The following is a 14829-nucleotide window of genomic DNA, read 5'->3' on the forward strand; positions in this document are numbered from 1 at the left end:
TTTTTACCCAAATCAATAGAGACGTTGCTAGGCAACGTCTCTACAAAAGTGGTATTTAATCAAGCTACTCAGAAACAGACAGAGGGGAAACCTTTTGGGCTTGAGCGAGATAGTACCATCCCGACGGGACAAATACCAGTGCGCTTAGGGTGGTTCCCATCACCCCGATGGAAATACAGAGAGCGAGGGGTTCCCAAAAAGCGCCGCCGTAGAGAAATAATGGCACAAATCCCGTCACCGTGGTTAAGGTAGTGGTGAGAATGTGACGGGTGGAAGCAATGACCACTTCCCGGATTGCCTTTCGTTGGCGTTGAAGATGGGGGGGTAAAGCTTGTAAAGCCGCTACCACGACAATAGAATCATTAACGGAAACCCCAACTAAGCCGATAGTGCCTAAAATCGACATGAATCCTAGGGGATATTCAAATAACCAGAGGGAAAATAAGGCTAGTCCAATCGAACTAATACCGACGACAGTAACTAGAGCAGCAAGACGGAAGGAGTTAAAAGAAAGAACAAGGGTTGATAGCATTAGAATCGTCAAGACTCCCACACTAGCAATTAGATTAGCCACAGCCGTATCTCTTTCTTCTTCCTCTCCGCCAAATTCGAGCCGATACCCTGGCGGAAGGGAAAATTTGCCCGATTCTAAGTTTTGGCGAAATTCGTCTAAAACCGTTGCAGCGATCGCATCAGCTTGAACATAGGCCTTCACCGTATTAATTCGCTTGCCATTTCGTCGAGGAATCGTGGCTAATTCGGGGAGAAAATCAAATTCTGCCACAGAGGAAAGGGAAATATTCGCCCGTTCAGCAGTGGCGGAATTACCGAGAATATTTAAAGAGGCAATTTGTGGCAGTTGCTCGCGATCGCGATTACCGACTCGGACTCGTACGGGTAATTCTTCCGTTGCTTCTAAAATCGAGCCACCCACAGAACCTTCTAAAAGGTTATCCAATTGACTTGCGATCGCCGCATTATCCAAACCAATCAGTCGAGCTTTTTCTTCATTAATTTTTAAGGCTAATTTAGCTTGAATTTCACTTAAATCAGCAACAGAATAGGTTATTTCGGGTATTTTTGCCAGTTCTTCCCGTAAGGACTCGCCAATTTTCCTTAACATCTCCAATTCTGAGCCATAAACCCTAATTTCGATCGGAGCCCCCACCGGTGGACCCTGTTCTAGGGGGCTGACTAATACCCTAGCCATCGGTAGAGCTTGACTCAATTCTTTTTGTAAGGTTTCGATCAATTGGGGATCATCAGAAACTTGCCGAAGTTGAATCAATGCTTGGGCAAAATTAGGAGAGTCTTTGACGCCATCGGAGAGATTATAGTAGAAGGGGGGAGCATTACGCCCTAAAAACCAGTGAACTTCTGCAATTTCTCGATGATCTAGCAGTATTTTTTCAGCTTGAGCCACTTTTACCTGAGTTACTTCTAGGGTTGTGGTGGGGGCCAGTTCGATTTCTAGGGTTAACTGATCTCGTTCTGCCGGCGGAAAGAATTCTTCCGGGAGAGTGCCGGCGACAACAAAGCCAGTAATTGGGATAATCAAGCCAATAACCAGACCTAATACGGGAAAATAGAGAATTAACTTCAAAATTTGGCGATACAACCCCGTTAGGAGCGGTAAATTAATTCCCGTATCCCACCAATGGGTTTTTGTCTGGTGCGATCGATGAGTCAGTTGATATAAACGTAAACTGAGAATAGGAATAATCGTTAGGGACAAAATTAGAGAACTAACCAAGGCTAAGATCACTGTTTGGGCGATAGTACGCACGAATTCGCCGGTGCCTCCTTGCAAAAGAGCGATCGGCATAAAAGACAAAATCGTGGTTAGGGTAGAAGCTAAGAGGGGAATCCCTAACTGTTTAACGGTTTCAGCAACAATATGTTGGTGAGCTATTCCCGTCCGTAGTCCTTTTTGCAGTTCATCGACAATCACAATAGCGTTATCGATCAAAAGTCCCAAAGCAATAACAATTCCTGTCACCGACATTTGATGTAGGGGAATTTGCCAGAGATTCATACCGGCAAAGACCATCAGGATCGATAAAGGCAAGGATAGACTTACTACCAAGGCGGACTGCCATCCCATCATCACAAAAGCTGTCCCCATGACACAGAGTAGCCCTAGGATCATGTTGCTGAATAATCCATCGATTCGGTTAGCCACATAACGATTTTGGGCAAAAATTATCTTGAGGCTAACACCTTGGGGGAGAGAGGGTCGAAACAGGTCTAACTTGGCCTGGGCTGCCGTTGTCCATTCGTCTATGCGTTGCCCCGATTCCATCATAGCGGCCACCACAATAGCCGGTTTACCGTTAATAATAGTTAGTTCTGGCGGCGGTTCTTGAATTCCCCTGGTAACTAGGGCGATATCTCCTAAACGGGTAAATTGTCCATCATTACTGTAACGAATCGGAATTGCTCGAATCCGAGAGAGTGATTCTAAACTGGTATCGACTTCCAATAATAAATTATTGCGATTACTGCGAAGTTGTCCGGCGGCGACCTTGGCATCACTGGTTTGAATTTGTTGGGCAACTTCGACGGCAGTTAGGCCTAGGGAGGATAATTTCACCGGATCAATTTCGACTAAAATTTCCTCGGCCGGAACCCCGACTAACTCGACCCTTTCGGTTCCCCAAAGGGCTTCTAATTCATCGAACAGTTCTTGGCCAAGTCGGCGTAAAATAGCGTAATTAGGAGCGGTATCTAGCTCCCAAAGGATGGCAGTCAATAAACTAAAGGCTTGACTATATCCTTCTTCGTATAAGGGTCTTTCGGCTTCTGGGGGTAGTTGCGGGATGACATCGGTAATCCGATCGCGAATGCGTGACCAGACGGGATCCACATCAGTCACTTCATCTTTAAGTTCAATATTGACCGTGGAACTCCCTAATTCTGAGGAGGACTCAATCAGGCTAATTTCTTTGATGCTAGAGAGAGATTGTTCAATTTTTTCGGTCACTAGGGATTCGACCCGATAAGGACTGGCACCGGGTAAATTGGTGGTAATGGTGGCACCTCGATTAATTGTTTCGGGATCTTCCATGCGCGGCAAAATTTGAAAGGAAGACAATCCCCAGACAATAATCAGAATTAAGGTCAGAATTAGTAATCTAGGTTTACGTTCAAATAAGTTATTCATTGGAGATTATTAGGGATAATAAAGCTGATTAATGACCGCTGACTACCAAATTTCCACCATTTGCCCTGGTACGATGCGGTGAACCCCTTCGACGATCACCCGATCACCGGAGGTGAGCGTCCCGCGCACCAACAAGCGATCGCCTTGAATCGCTAGAACTTCTAAATCTTGGCGTTTGACGGTAAATTGTCGAGGATTATCGGGATTAGCTTCTCCTAGAACATAGGAAGACCATAATCCTCTCGTGCCTTGTACTAAAGCTTCTGTGGGCAACCAATAGCCCGATTGTGGAACCGATTGAGATAATTCTAGGCTGACCACTTGCCCCGGAATCAGGCCCTGAGTCTGATTTAAACTTAAAATAACCGTGGCGGTACGGGTAGTTGGATCAACTTGGGGTAAGGTTGAAGTGACTTGTCCTGTTACTATTTTGTCACCAATTTTTAAACGATGTTTACTCCCAATTGGTAATTTTTCGGACTGGTCAACGGGAACCCCTATACGCGCTTCCAGTTGATTACTTTCGACCAAACGAACGATCGGATTACTTGCAGAAACAACAGTGCCAATATTGACGTGAAGGAGGGCAATAGTGCCATCGTAGGGTGCTTTAAGTTGGCTTTTCTCAATCTCTAAGTTAATATTCTTCAGTTGGGCATCGAATTGGTCAATAACGGCTTTTTGCAGAGAAATTAATTCGGGACGAGTACCGGCTTTGAGTTCATCTAATTCACTTTGGGCTTGATCAATTCTCGCTTGTTGGGCATTAACATCGGTTTGCACTTCTTCGAGTTGTTCTCTAGTAATTGCCCCTTCTTGATACAATCCTAGCCGTCTTTGGTATTTAGATTGGGCTAAAGCTAATTGTTCCCTGAGATCTCGGACTTTTGCTTGGGCTGCGGCGATACTTTCTTTCCTGGAACCAGCTTGTAATTCTTGCAGTTTAGCCGTGGCTTGCGATCGCTGGGCGATGAGTTCTTGTTTTTGTGCTTCTAAATTGCGTGTATCCAGAGTAGCAATTAAAGTACCTCGGCGTACCTCTTGACCCTCTTGAACCAATAAATTAATTAATTGTCCCGAACGCTCAAATCCTAGTTCACTTGTCCGTTTAGCCACAATATTACCCGTATAACGGCGCGGTTCTTGATGATGGGTGACAGGAGTTAAAGTTAAGGTTCGCACCGGTAAGGCTGCCGTCTTGCTCTTATCGATTGCTAACGAAGCGCTTTCTTCTGAGGTGGTGGATTCAGAGGTGTCTTCTAAGAGGACATTACGCAGGGTAGGATAGGCAAAAACCGAGGTGGCTGCTAGGATACCAGTAATAATTAATCGCCAGGGCAATCGCAGTTTTTTGATGGCAGTTTCTTGCTGTTTGGTGACGGGATTGGGGGAAGTCATAATCTAGTTCCAAATGAGTAGGGTTTTGTCAAGAGTAATAACAGATTAGCGAGGAAAGAACTATTTTTTGATGGCATAAGGCCGTAGGACAAAAGCCGCTGCTAGGGATAATATACCGGCGGACAAAAAGGCAATTTGTACCCCCCAGGGGTTATCAGGAGTTTTCCCGAAAGACAGGATTAATCCTGTTAGAAAAGACCCCGCACCTTGACTAAATTGAATTAGAAGACCCCTGGTTCCAAAAAATATTGCTTCTCGGCCCATTCCTTGTTGCTCCGCATCTTGATCGATAATGTCCGATAACATGGCATTCGGCAGACTAAAAAAGCTGGCTAGGGCTAAATTAGCGATGATCGAAAGGATTAACCAGGGAATCAAAGAATCTTGCCACCAAAAACGACCACAGGCCATGGCAATCATACCCAGACCAACCCAGATTAAAGAACCTTGAAAAACCAGTTTTTTGCCATATTTTTGCGCTAAGGGTAAAACCAGGGTAAATCCAGCCAAGGCACTACCGACGATAATAGTATTAATCACGGCGGCAAAACTTACCTCTCGTTTGAGGAGAGCAATTACTAAAAAAGTCGGAATCACCGAGATAATACTAATCACCATCCACGCCAAGATCATGGTGATCATATAGATACAAAAAGTCCGATTAGTAAAAGCCGCCGTTAAGGTGGTTTTAAAGTTAGGATATTTGCCCTTAGAAGGAGTATATTCTTCTTTTTCTAGCAAGGGCATGGCTAGAGTAATTACCCCAATAAGACTAATAGCAATCCCCATGCCCTGAAAGCCATAGCTATCAGTTAACCAAGGGGCAATAATCCCACCAATGGTGGCACCAACTAAACCAAAAATTCCGATTTGAGTTGATAATTTAACCCTTCCTTCTGGGCTTTTAGCGAGAGTGGGCAACCAGGCTAAATAGGGAACATGGTAGGATGCCATACCCACATAAAACACCCAAAGCATGGTGACTAAATAAATGAAGTAAGTGGTTTGATTTAAGTTATTAGGGGGATTAAACAACAGGATAAAACCACCAATTAAAGGGAGTAAACTGACCAGTATAAATGGTCTTCTTTTGCCCCAAGGACTCCAAAAGCGATCGGAAAAATAACCGATCACTGGCTGCACAAAAGCCCCAGCAATACGGCTAATCATTATCGCTATCCCCACTAAAGCAGAGGGCAATAAAATGGATAAGTTATAGTCATTGGGAATGCCAGGGTCGTAGCGATAGATTAGCATGGTTAGAAGGGCATTATTAACGATAAAGTTACCAAACCAACCAGTGATATACGGAAGATAATCTATTCGGAGATGTTGCCATTTGCTAGAAGTGCTAGAAGTCATTAGAATTGGGGTAGAGATGGGCAGTTAGCAGTAGATTGTTAGGCTTATTTAAAGAAATTCGTAGCGACCGGGTGAGAGAATGTGATTGGGATCTAAGCTGTCTTTAATTTTCTGGATTAAGCAACTATAATCGTCTTTGGCTAGGGGTAAACTATTCATAGAGTGGGTACTAAGACGGTAGGGATAATAGCCTTGATTGATCAATTCTGCCAACATTTCATCGTGACAATTTAAGGCTTTTTGGTCTTCTCCTTCTAGCAATCGATCATAAAAAATGGCAGCATTGATGTTGATATTCCGCTCGGTAATACAGTTAATGCCGATATTAGGTTCATAACCATATTTTTGAGCGATGCTGCTGATAATATTGAGAGCATTTCTGAGATGATTTCCCAGAAAAGGAACGGCGGGAACACACCAAATCATGCCACAGGCATCCAGATCTAAATTCAACTTATCAGTGGGAGGCGTTTTTTTGCGCCAATAGGCCATCTTCAGCACTTTTTCGGTAATCATTCCTCGTTGGGGATTTTTGTGATAAATTAAATCCACCTTGTCCTTAATTTCCACACCAGTAAATACTTTAAAAATGGGACTCATTTTGCTGGCCATTTTGAACTTATTTTCATCAAAAAACATAAGTTTATTGACAATTCCTTTCAAGGCTTTTTCAATTAGGTTTCTTTCAACTTTTCCCTGTTCTGGTGAAGCCGAATATAAAGCACCTTCTCCTATCCAAACACCGCCACCCCATTGATGACTTAATTGTTCTAATAAATCGGGGGGTAAAGGGGTTTTTTCTTGGCATTCCTGCCAGGGATATTGTTGTTGAATAGACAACATTCGGTAGTTATTATTAATGTGGAAGGTGGTTTTAATTACCCCTGCCATTTTCAGTTGACGTAGTTTATCGATCAATAACTCTAATTTATTTTCCTGATCGATGCTATAGAAAAAAGCCTGAAAATATTCAGGATAGGGGGTTAACCAAAAAGTCATTTTGGTGACGATTCCCAGGTTAGATTGGGTAAAAATTCCATCAAAATAAGGACCGACTCCCCAACGATTGACCGCCCCTATTTGGGAGTTTTCAAAGCGATTAAATCCCGTATGAACACATTCACCGGTGGGCAAAACTACTTCCATTCCACAGACATGATTAAAGCGATCGCCCAAAGGTCCTTTGGCTTCACCTCGTTCGAGAATATTGCCAATAATACTAGAATCAGGAGTCGAACCAGTGACACTCATTAATAATTTATTGCCATTTTTCTGCAAAAAATCGTAGAGTTGTCGCTGAGTAACACCCGCTTCAATAGTTACATAAGCTAGGGTTTCATTATAATCCAAAATCTGATTTAATCGACTCAAATCCATTAAAACCGAACCGGTGCGGCTAGGAACTCGCGAACCATAACCCCAATTTTTACCCGTACTAATAGGATAGACAGGGGTTTGATAGCGATTAGCAATTTTTAGAGATTCTTGGACTTCTTGACGATTACCTGGGCGAATAATTGCCGGGATTTTAGCATGGGTTTCGTAGGTAGCGGTCTCGGCTTCTAGGCGTTTTTTGTTATCGGTGCTGACATATTCGGAGCCTAATAAATTTTCCCATTCCTGTAGAGCGTTAGTTAAATTGTCGCTAATAATATTTTCGGAAACAATTAGAGAGTCCATAGTATTTTTTTTCTCCTTGAAATTCAGGTATGAAGGGTAATTAAAGGGCCGTAGGGAACCGGCCCTGCTATCCGTGGCAATTAACTTTTAAGCGGTTGCTGTTTGCGAGAGAAAATTGCGCTAAAACTAGGAATAAAACGGGGAGTATTGGCGAAAACTGCTTGATAATTGGTGTCTTGACTCAAAGCTTCTTCTTCAGCCGGAATGCGTTGGATTAATAACCAAGCATTCAGGAGACTAAAGACTATAGATGTCAGATAAGCGGTATGAAACAAGGGAACCACCGCTAATTCCGTGATCATGGCCCACCAGTTAGGATGACGGATATATTGATAAATGCCATTGTCGATCACGGGTGTCTGAGGAACCGTGACCACCTGATGAATCCAGCGATCGCCCAAGGCTTCAATGGAGGCATAGCGGAGCTTTTGAGCTAAAAAAGTAGTAATTAGGGAAAATAAAGCCAATGCTGGAATAAAAGGTCGATCGAGCAGATAAACTTCCCCGATCATGCAAAGCATCCAGCTAGATTGGAAAATCTTGACGAATCCCACATAATTAGAACTATGCAGTTTGCCACCTTCCGCTAAGACTTTGGCCATATTCTGTTTACTCAGACGAGTAACGCGCACTCGTTGGACAATAATGTAACTAATCAGGGCAATGAAAACTATTTGGCTTAACATCCTTAAATATCCTTAGAATTGAACTAAAATGGCTTCTTGAGCAAATCCAGGCCCCATGGAAATTATTAATCCGTAGGAACCCGTGGGAGGATGGGGACGGGAAAGGGTTTCATCGAGAATGCAGAGGATAGTAGCAGAGGCAATATTGCCAATTTCTGCCAAAATATCCCAACTAACCTGTAAAATATCCGGTTCTAACTGAAATTCTTCAACTATTGCATCGAGAATCTTTGGACCCCCCGGATGCACCATCCAACAGACAATTTCCTCGAGGGAAACTCCTGTTTTTTCCAGTAAAGATGTCACCGCTTTTCTCACCCCACCCTTGACGTAATCAGAGACTTCTGGGCGAAGAATTTGGCGAAAACCGTAGTCTGTTAAAGGTAATGCCATTAAATGCTCTGTGTGGGGCATTAATAGCGATTGAGTGCCGATAATCTTCAGTTTTGCTTTACCTTGCTTGACTAAGGGATGTTCATCTCCCGCTAAGAGAACCGTGCCGACTCCATCGCCAAATAAAGCCGCTACCACAAGGGTCATAATGATATTGCTATATTGAGACGGATCTTCGGGTAATTGTCCCAATAATTCCGTTAAATCGCTATGAATTGACCCTTGCCAAAGGCCAGAGGAGGGATCGGTGGTAAACAAAATCGCTGCTTCGGTGGGATGTCCTTGCAGATAATCGTTTACTCTGGCTAATCCTTGGGCGCCTCCCAAACAGCCGACACCGGATAACGCTTGCCGCTTGATATCGAGGGAAAAATCTAGACGATTGAGGAGTAAACTTTCTAGGGAAGGAACGGAAGGAAGAACAGTAACGGAAGTAACTAGGGAGATTTCTTTGGGAGAAAGAGCGGCTTTTTTGAGCAAATTAGTTACTGTCGATGTTACTAAATCCATAGTTAGATCGACCATTTGACGAAAGGGTTGGGCGATTCCAGGAGGATTATCGGCATCGAATTCATCTAGGGGAATAGTGAAGTATCGCCCTTGAATTTTGACATTACTGAAAAAACGATGAATTTGTTCTAAATCAAAAAAGGTTTGTTCCTGGAAGTCGAGTTGATTTTCTCGGCAATAATCTTGAAGAAGATTAGCACAATGATTTCTGATATTGACTTCTAGAACTTCTTGGGGATAGTAATGTTCTGGAAAACCAGTAGCTGTCTCAATAATGTAGGGCATTGGAGTTAAGAGAGAGGGATTTCAGGGGGGGGGAATTATCGTGGGAGATTTAAGCCAGTAATCGGCGAGCTAATCCTTGGGCTTGGCGTATATAACCCAATTTGTCAATCACTAAGGAGTGAGTACCGCTATGGTGTTTATTGTCGGCGCTTAAATTGGCACTAATTTGACGTTTTAGCTTTTCAAATTTATAGACAAACCGGGATTTTTTATCCTGAGCTTGTAGATAAGCGGCCACTAAATTACTTTGTTCTTCAAATACTCGCCAGTGGGTGCCAGTGGGATGAACCATTCCGATGACAAACAGGTTATTTTCCTCTGGGTGAAAAACATTCATATAGAGGTTAGGCTGGGTGGTTCCTTCTTGCCAATTTAAATCCGATTTGTCAATAAAAGAAAATTCAATTTTGTAACCAGTGGCGTAGATAATCAGATCAATTTCTTCTGTACTGCCATCGGCAAAAATAACATTCTTTCCGTCTAATTCTTGGATATTAGGCTTATGGGTGACATCTCCATGCACATAATAACGATAGATTTGTTGGTCACTGTTGGGAATAATTAGACCGTTACTTTTACAATCTGTAGGAATATTGAGTTTTTTGAGATTAACTCCTTGTAAGAATAGAGCTATTGGTGATAATAAAGCCATCATTTTCATGTGTTCTTGGGCTGGAATTAGATTCATGATTGGCGTGTTAATCATCACCCATTCTGGGGGCAAACCGAACAAAAATTTCGGCATACAGAGAAAGCCACGGCGGGTACTATGGAAAGTTTTACTGCCATTGATAGCCGCTTCGACGACTAAATCCATGGCTGATTGTCCCGCTCCAACTACTAGGACTTTTTTAGCATTTAGTTGAGCGGGATTATCATAATCTTTTGAATGGATAATTTCCCCGTCAAAATGCCCAGAAAATTGAGGAATATTCGGTTTACTATGATAACCACTAGCGATTAAAACCCCTCGGTATCGTCTGGTTTCTTGGTTGCTAAGGGTGACATCCCAAAAGTTACCCGCTTTTTTTACTTTCTCCACGCTGAGATTAAATTCCATGAAATCATAGAGATTGAAATGAGCGGCATAATTGCGAAGATATTCATAGACTAACCGATGATTGGGATAATCTGGGTAATCTTTTGGCATGGGAAAATCGGAAAAAGGTTGTGTGGTTTTATGACCAATCAGATGTGTATTTTTATACATTGGACTATCGGGACGATCATAAATCCAAATACCCCCAACATCCTGGGCAGATTCGATAACATTAAAGGGAATTTTGGCTTTGCTTAAGGCTCTAGCCGCCGCTAATCCTGCGGCACCAGCCCCAATAATACAGTATTGCTCTTTGTAATCTAAAGTCATGATTTTTCTCCCTTGAATAATTGGTTGATTAGGCAGTCATTTGTTCAGGAAACTCTCGTAAACTTTGGCAAATTATTTTCATAATTTTCTCCGTATGTTGATTGATAAAGAAATGTCCTCCCGGTAAGGTATGCAGGACAAAATCTTGATTGGTTTGCAGTTGCCATTGTTGTAATTGATCGGCAGAAACCTTGGCATCGTTGTGGCCTCCAAAAACGGTAATAGGACAATTTAAGGGTTGACCTTGTTGATAAGAATAGGTCTCTAGGAGTTTGAAATCTGCTCGTAAAATTGGCAAAAAAGCCGCCATTAAATCGGGATTTTTGAGGAGAGTTTCTGGGGTTCCTTGAAAATGACCTAAAGCTGTTAAAAATTGCTCATCTCCCAGACGATGAATGGGTAAATCAGGATTGACAATTTGAGGCGCTCGAAATCCAGACATAAATAAATGTTGGGGTAGATTTTGCCGAGTTTTAGCTAATTCTCTGGTTAATTCAAAACTGATTAAAGAACCCATGCTATGACCAAAAAAAGCATAAGGTTGGTCTAAATAGGGAGTCAGAATCGGAATGAGACGATTAATCAGGGATTTTAGCGATGTAATCGCAGTTTCCTGAAGACGCGTTTCGCGTCCGGGTAGTTGAATCGCCCACAATTCCACTTGCTTGGGGCAGTAATTCAGCCAATTTTGGAATACGGAGGCACTCCCACCGGCGTAGGGAAAACAAAATAGACGAATGCTGGCGTTAGGATTAGCTTGTTTGCGAATTAGCCAAAGTTTCGGATCATTAGAGATATTTTCGGCTTTAGTCGTCTTGATTGGTTTTTTCTGTTTTGAGGGGAGAGGAGTTTTATTGCTAGTTGCAGTTTGGGAATTTTGGGTGATTAAGTTGAATATTTGCGGTAAAAACTGCTCAATACTCAATCCCGCTAGGTATTCCACGGGAACAATAATTTTTAAATCCTCCTCTAGTTGACGTCGTAATTGACTGGACATGAGAGAATCTAAGCCTAAACTAGAGAGCGGTTGCTTGGTATGTAGCTTGACCACGGATAAACCAGTAATCTGTTCTAAAACACCGATAATGTAGGTTTCTAGTTGTTTAAGCTGTTTCTCTGCGGGTGTGGCCAAAAGAGAGTCAAGGGTAATTAGATGACCAGAAGATGATGCGGTGGTGGTTTTGACAACTTCCGGCGGTTGCGGCGGTGTTTCTAGGAGATATTTCGACAATTCAGGCAATAATTGCGCTTCTTCTGGGGTCAAGTCGCCTGTTTTTAGCCAATAACTACTTCTTTCAAAGCTGTAAGTCGGTAAGATACAGGGTTTACTGTCTTGATTGGCCGTTATCTCTTGCCAATTCAGGGCGAATCCCCGCAGATAAAGCTGACTGACACTCTCGAGAATCTGTTGTCGGTCAGAGGTTTGACGACGCAAACTGGGCAACCAAAGACAAGAATAATTTTTATCCAGTAGGCTGCCCATACCCGATAAAACGGGATGGGAGCCGCATTCGACAAATAGCTCATAACCGTTGTCCAGTAAGGTTTTTATCCCATCGGCAAAGCGAACAGAAGACCGGAGATGACGACACCAATAATCGGGAGTAGTGACCTCAAAATTGACTAAGTTGCCATTAAGGTTAGAAATTAAGGCTCGTTGGGGGGGATGATAGGTGATAGTTTCAGCAATTTGTCGGAACTCGTCTAAAATCTTCTCCATCAGAGGGGAATGAAAGGCTTGAGAGACATTTAACCGGGTAATTTTCAGATTTTTGACCTGAAGCTGTTTTACCAGGGTTTCTATGGTCTCTGCAGCACCGGACAGGACAATATTATCCTGACCATTAATAGCGGCAATAGCGACCTGAGATTGATAGGGGGCAATTAAGGGAATAATTTCAGCTTCACTAGCCGAGATAACGACCATTGAACCGCTTTTTCCCACAGAATCCATCAATTTAGCCCGATAGAAGACTAATTTTAAGGCATCTTCTAAACTAAAGACTCCAGCAACACAGGCGGCCACATATTCCCCTAAACTATGACCCATAACCCCATGGGGGGTAATTCCCCAGGATTCCCAGAGTTTAAAAAGGGCGTATTCGAGAGCAAATAGGGCAGGTTGGCTGTAAAAAGTTTGATTGAGATGATTTTCTTGGTCAATAATCTCCGTTAGGCAATAGTCCCCATATTGACGGAGAATCTCAGCACAGCGATCGAGTGTTTGACGAAATAGAGGATAACATTGGTATAGTTCCCTTCCCATACCTGGGTATTGAGAACCCTGTCCCGGAAAGAGAAAGGCAATTTTTGCCCGATTTTTGCCATTAAATTCACTTTTTTGGCGAAAAGAACTGGGTTCACCTTGAACGAAAGCGGCTAATTTTTCTTGAAGTTGGCAGTGACTAGAGACAATACAGGTGAAACGATGGGGTAATTGGGAGCGACTGCGATTGCTAGTAGCACAAATGGAGCTTAAAGCAATATTTTTCGCACTTTCTAGGTAATGTGCGTATTTTTGGGCTAGTTTGATTAAAGCCGATTCAGTCTTGGCTGAGAGGGTGAACAGATAGGGCGATGAATCAGGTGCCGCAGTCGTTTGAGGTTCGTAAGGGTATTCTTCGAGAATAATATGGGCATTAGTGCCATTTAAGCCAAAAGAACTAACTCCAGCTAAACGAGCAGAATTTTCACTAACCCATTCACGGTTTTTAGTCGGAACTTTCAGCGGCTGATTTTCCCAGTCTAGATGGGGTGTCGGTTGCTGGAAGTGGAGATGGGGGGCAATTTGTCGATGTTGCAAGCATAAAATCACTTTCATCAGTCCGGCAATACCAGCGGCCGCTTCTAGATGGCCGATATTGGTTTTGACGGAACCAACCCAAACCGGTTGGGGATTTTTAGCAAAAACTGTCGATAATGCACCTAATTCAATGGGATCGCCTAAAGAAGTGCCAGTTCCATGGGCTTCAATATAGCTAATGTCCTCTGGCTTTACCTGAGCATTTTTTAAAGCTTGACGAATCAATTGTTCTTGACTAAGTTGATTGGGAACTGTTAAACCGCTACTCGTACCACCATGGTTAACGGCCGAACCTTTAATTAGTCCTAAAATCAAGTTATTATCCCGAATAGCCGCAGATAAAGACTTTAAAACTATAATACCGCCGCCTTCTCCCCGCACATAGCCATTTGCTGTTCTATCAAAGGTTTTACAACGACCGTCAGGAGACAACATCTGGGCGCGGGATTCCATGATAGTAACGAAGGGAGTTAACATTAGGTTGACTCCCCCAGCTAGGGCAACTTCACACTCGTTATTGCGTAAACTTTGGCAAGCTAAATGAACAGCGACTAAAGAGGAGGCACAAGCAGTATCAACCGTTAAAGTTGGGCCATGAAATCCAAAAAGATAGGATAAACGTCCCGAAGCTACACTTTTAGCATTTCCCGTTCCCGTATAGGCATCAATCAGATCGGGATGATGGCTAAAATGGGAGTAATCTTGAGTCATCATGCCGATAAATACCCCCGTTTGACTTCCTCGCCGATTTAAGGGTGATATTCCCGCATTTTCCAGAGCTTCCCAGGCTAGTTCCAGCAGTAATCGCTGTTGCGGATCCATTTGTGCTACCTCCCGGGGAGAAAGACCAAAAAAATCAGCGTCAAATTGATCTATCGGTTGATTTAAGAAGCCACCGTGACGGGTATAGACTTTTCCCCTTGCATCGGGCTTAGGATCGTAATAATTGTCAATATTCCAGCGCTGCGGCGGAATTTCGCTGATGGCATCGGTTCCTGATTGCAATAATTCCCAAAAAGTTTCCGGTGAATTAGCTCCCTGGGGAAAGCGACAGGACATACCAATAATTGCAATTGGTTCATTCTTAGCTTTTTCTAGGGTATGTAGCTTAGTTTTTAAGACCTTAATTTGATTTAAGGCATCTTTTATTAAGCTCATTTGATCAGTTTTGGCAGGTGTT

At 43.0% G+C, this 14829-nt stretch carries 8 protein-coding genes; all 8 read right to left on the reverse strand.

Translation table 11 applies throughout. The features are described 5' to 3' along the window. Positions 1 to 64 precede the first annotated feature (64 nt). Positions 65 to 3163 (reverse strand): efflux RND transporter permease subunit, encoded by a 3099-nt coding sequence (locus IM473_RS00745; protein ID WP_287656926.1) that lies wholly within the window; start codon positions 3161 to 3163, stop codon positions 65 to 67. Positions 3164 to 3205: 42 nt separating this feature from the next. Next, positions 3206 to 4561 (reverse strand): efflux RND transporter periplasmic adaptor subunit, encoded by a 1356-nt coding sequence (locus IM473_RS00750; RefSeq protein ID WP_287656927.1) that lies wholly within the window; start codon positions 4559 to 4561, stop codon positions 3206 to 3208. A gap of 60 nt (positions 4562 to 4621) precedes the next feature. Continuing rightward, positions 4622 to 5923, reverse strand: coding sequence for an MFS transporter (locus IM473_RS00755; protein ID WP_287656928.1), 1302 nt, complete (start codon positions 5921 to 5923; stop codon positions 4622 to 4624). 48 nt (positions 5924 to 5971) lie between these two features. Beyond that, complete coding sequence (locus IM473_RS00760) at positions 5972 to 7603, reverse strand: FAD-binding oxidoreductase (protein WP_287656929.1); 1632 nt, start codon at positions 7601 to 7603, stop codon at positions 5972 to 5974. Between the two features lie 80 nt (positions 7604 to 7683). Continuing rightward, positions 7684 to 8289: an isoprenylcysteine carboxyl methyltransferase family protein gene (locus tag IM473_RS00765; RefSeq protein ID WP_002731647.1), complete on the reverse strand. Its 606-nt coding sequence runs from the start codon at positions 8287 to 8289 to the stop codon at positions 7684 to 7686. Positions 8290 to 8301: 12 nt separating this feature from the next. Beyond that, positions 8302 to 9477, reverse strand: coding sequence for a type III polyketide synthase (locus tag IM473_RS00770; RefSeq protein ID WP_104397156.1), 1176 nt, complete (start codon positions 9475 to 9477; stop codon positions 8302 to 8304). A gap of 49 nt (positions 9478 to 9526) precedes the next feature. Then, on the reverse strand, positions 9527 to 10846 hold the full coding sequence (locus IM473_RS00775) for a flavin-containing monooxygenase (protein ID WP_002798961.1): 1320 nt from the start codon (positions 10844 to 10846) through the stop codon (positions 9527 to 9529). A gap of 28 nt (positions 10847 to 10874) precedes the next feature. Then, positions 10875 to 14807 (reverse strand): beta-ketoacyl synthase N-terminal-like domain-containing protein, encoded by a 3933-nt coding sequence (locus tag IM473_RS00780; RefSeq protein WP_287690311.1) that lies wholly within the window; start codon positions 14805 to 14807, stop codon positions 10875 to 10877. Positions 14808 to 14829: the final 22 nt, after the last annotated feature.

This window comes from Microcystis sp. M015S2 (assembly GCF_020245945.1).
GTDB lineage: Bacteria > Cyanobacteriota > Cyanobacteriia > Cyanobacteriales > Microcystaceae > Microcystis.

Bases quoted from the DNA above. Each gene is read 5' to 3' on its own strand.
- IM473_RS00745 (WP_287656926.1), bottom strand. From the start codon at position 3,163: ATGAATAACTTATTTGAACGTAAACCTAGATTACTAATTCTGACCTTA.
- IM473_RS00750 (WP_287656927.1), bottom strand. From the start codon at position 4,561: ATGACTTCCCCCAATCCCGTCACCAAACAGCAAGAAACTGCCATCAAA.
- IM473_RS00755 (WP_287656928.1), bottom strand. From the start codon at position 5,923: ATGACTTCTAGCACTTCTAGCAAATGGCAACATCTCCGAATAGATTAT.
- IM473_RS00760 (WP_287656929.1), bottom strand. From the start codon at position 7,603: ATGGACTCTCTAATTGTTTCCGAAAATATTATTAGCGACAATTTAACT.
- IM473_RS00765 (WP_002731647.1), bottom strand. From the start codon at position 8,289: ATGTTAAGCCAAATAGTTTTCATTGCCCTGATTAGTTACATTATTGTC.
- IM473_RS00770 (WP_104397156.1), bottom strand. From the start codon at position 9,477: ATGCCCTACATTATTGAGACAGCTACTGGTTTTCCAGAACATTACTAT.
- IM473_RS00775 (WP_002798961.1), bottom strand. From the start codon at position 10,846: ATGACTTTAGATTACAAAGAGCAATACTGTATTATTGGGGCTGGTGCC.
- IM473_RS00780 (WP_287690311.1), bottom strand. From the start codon at position 14,807: ATGAGCTTAATAAAAGATGCCTTAAATCAAATTAAGGTCTTAAAAACT.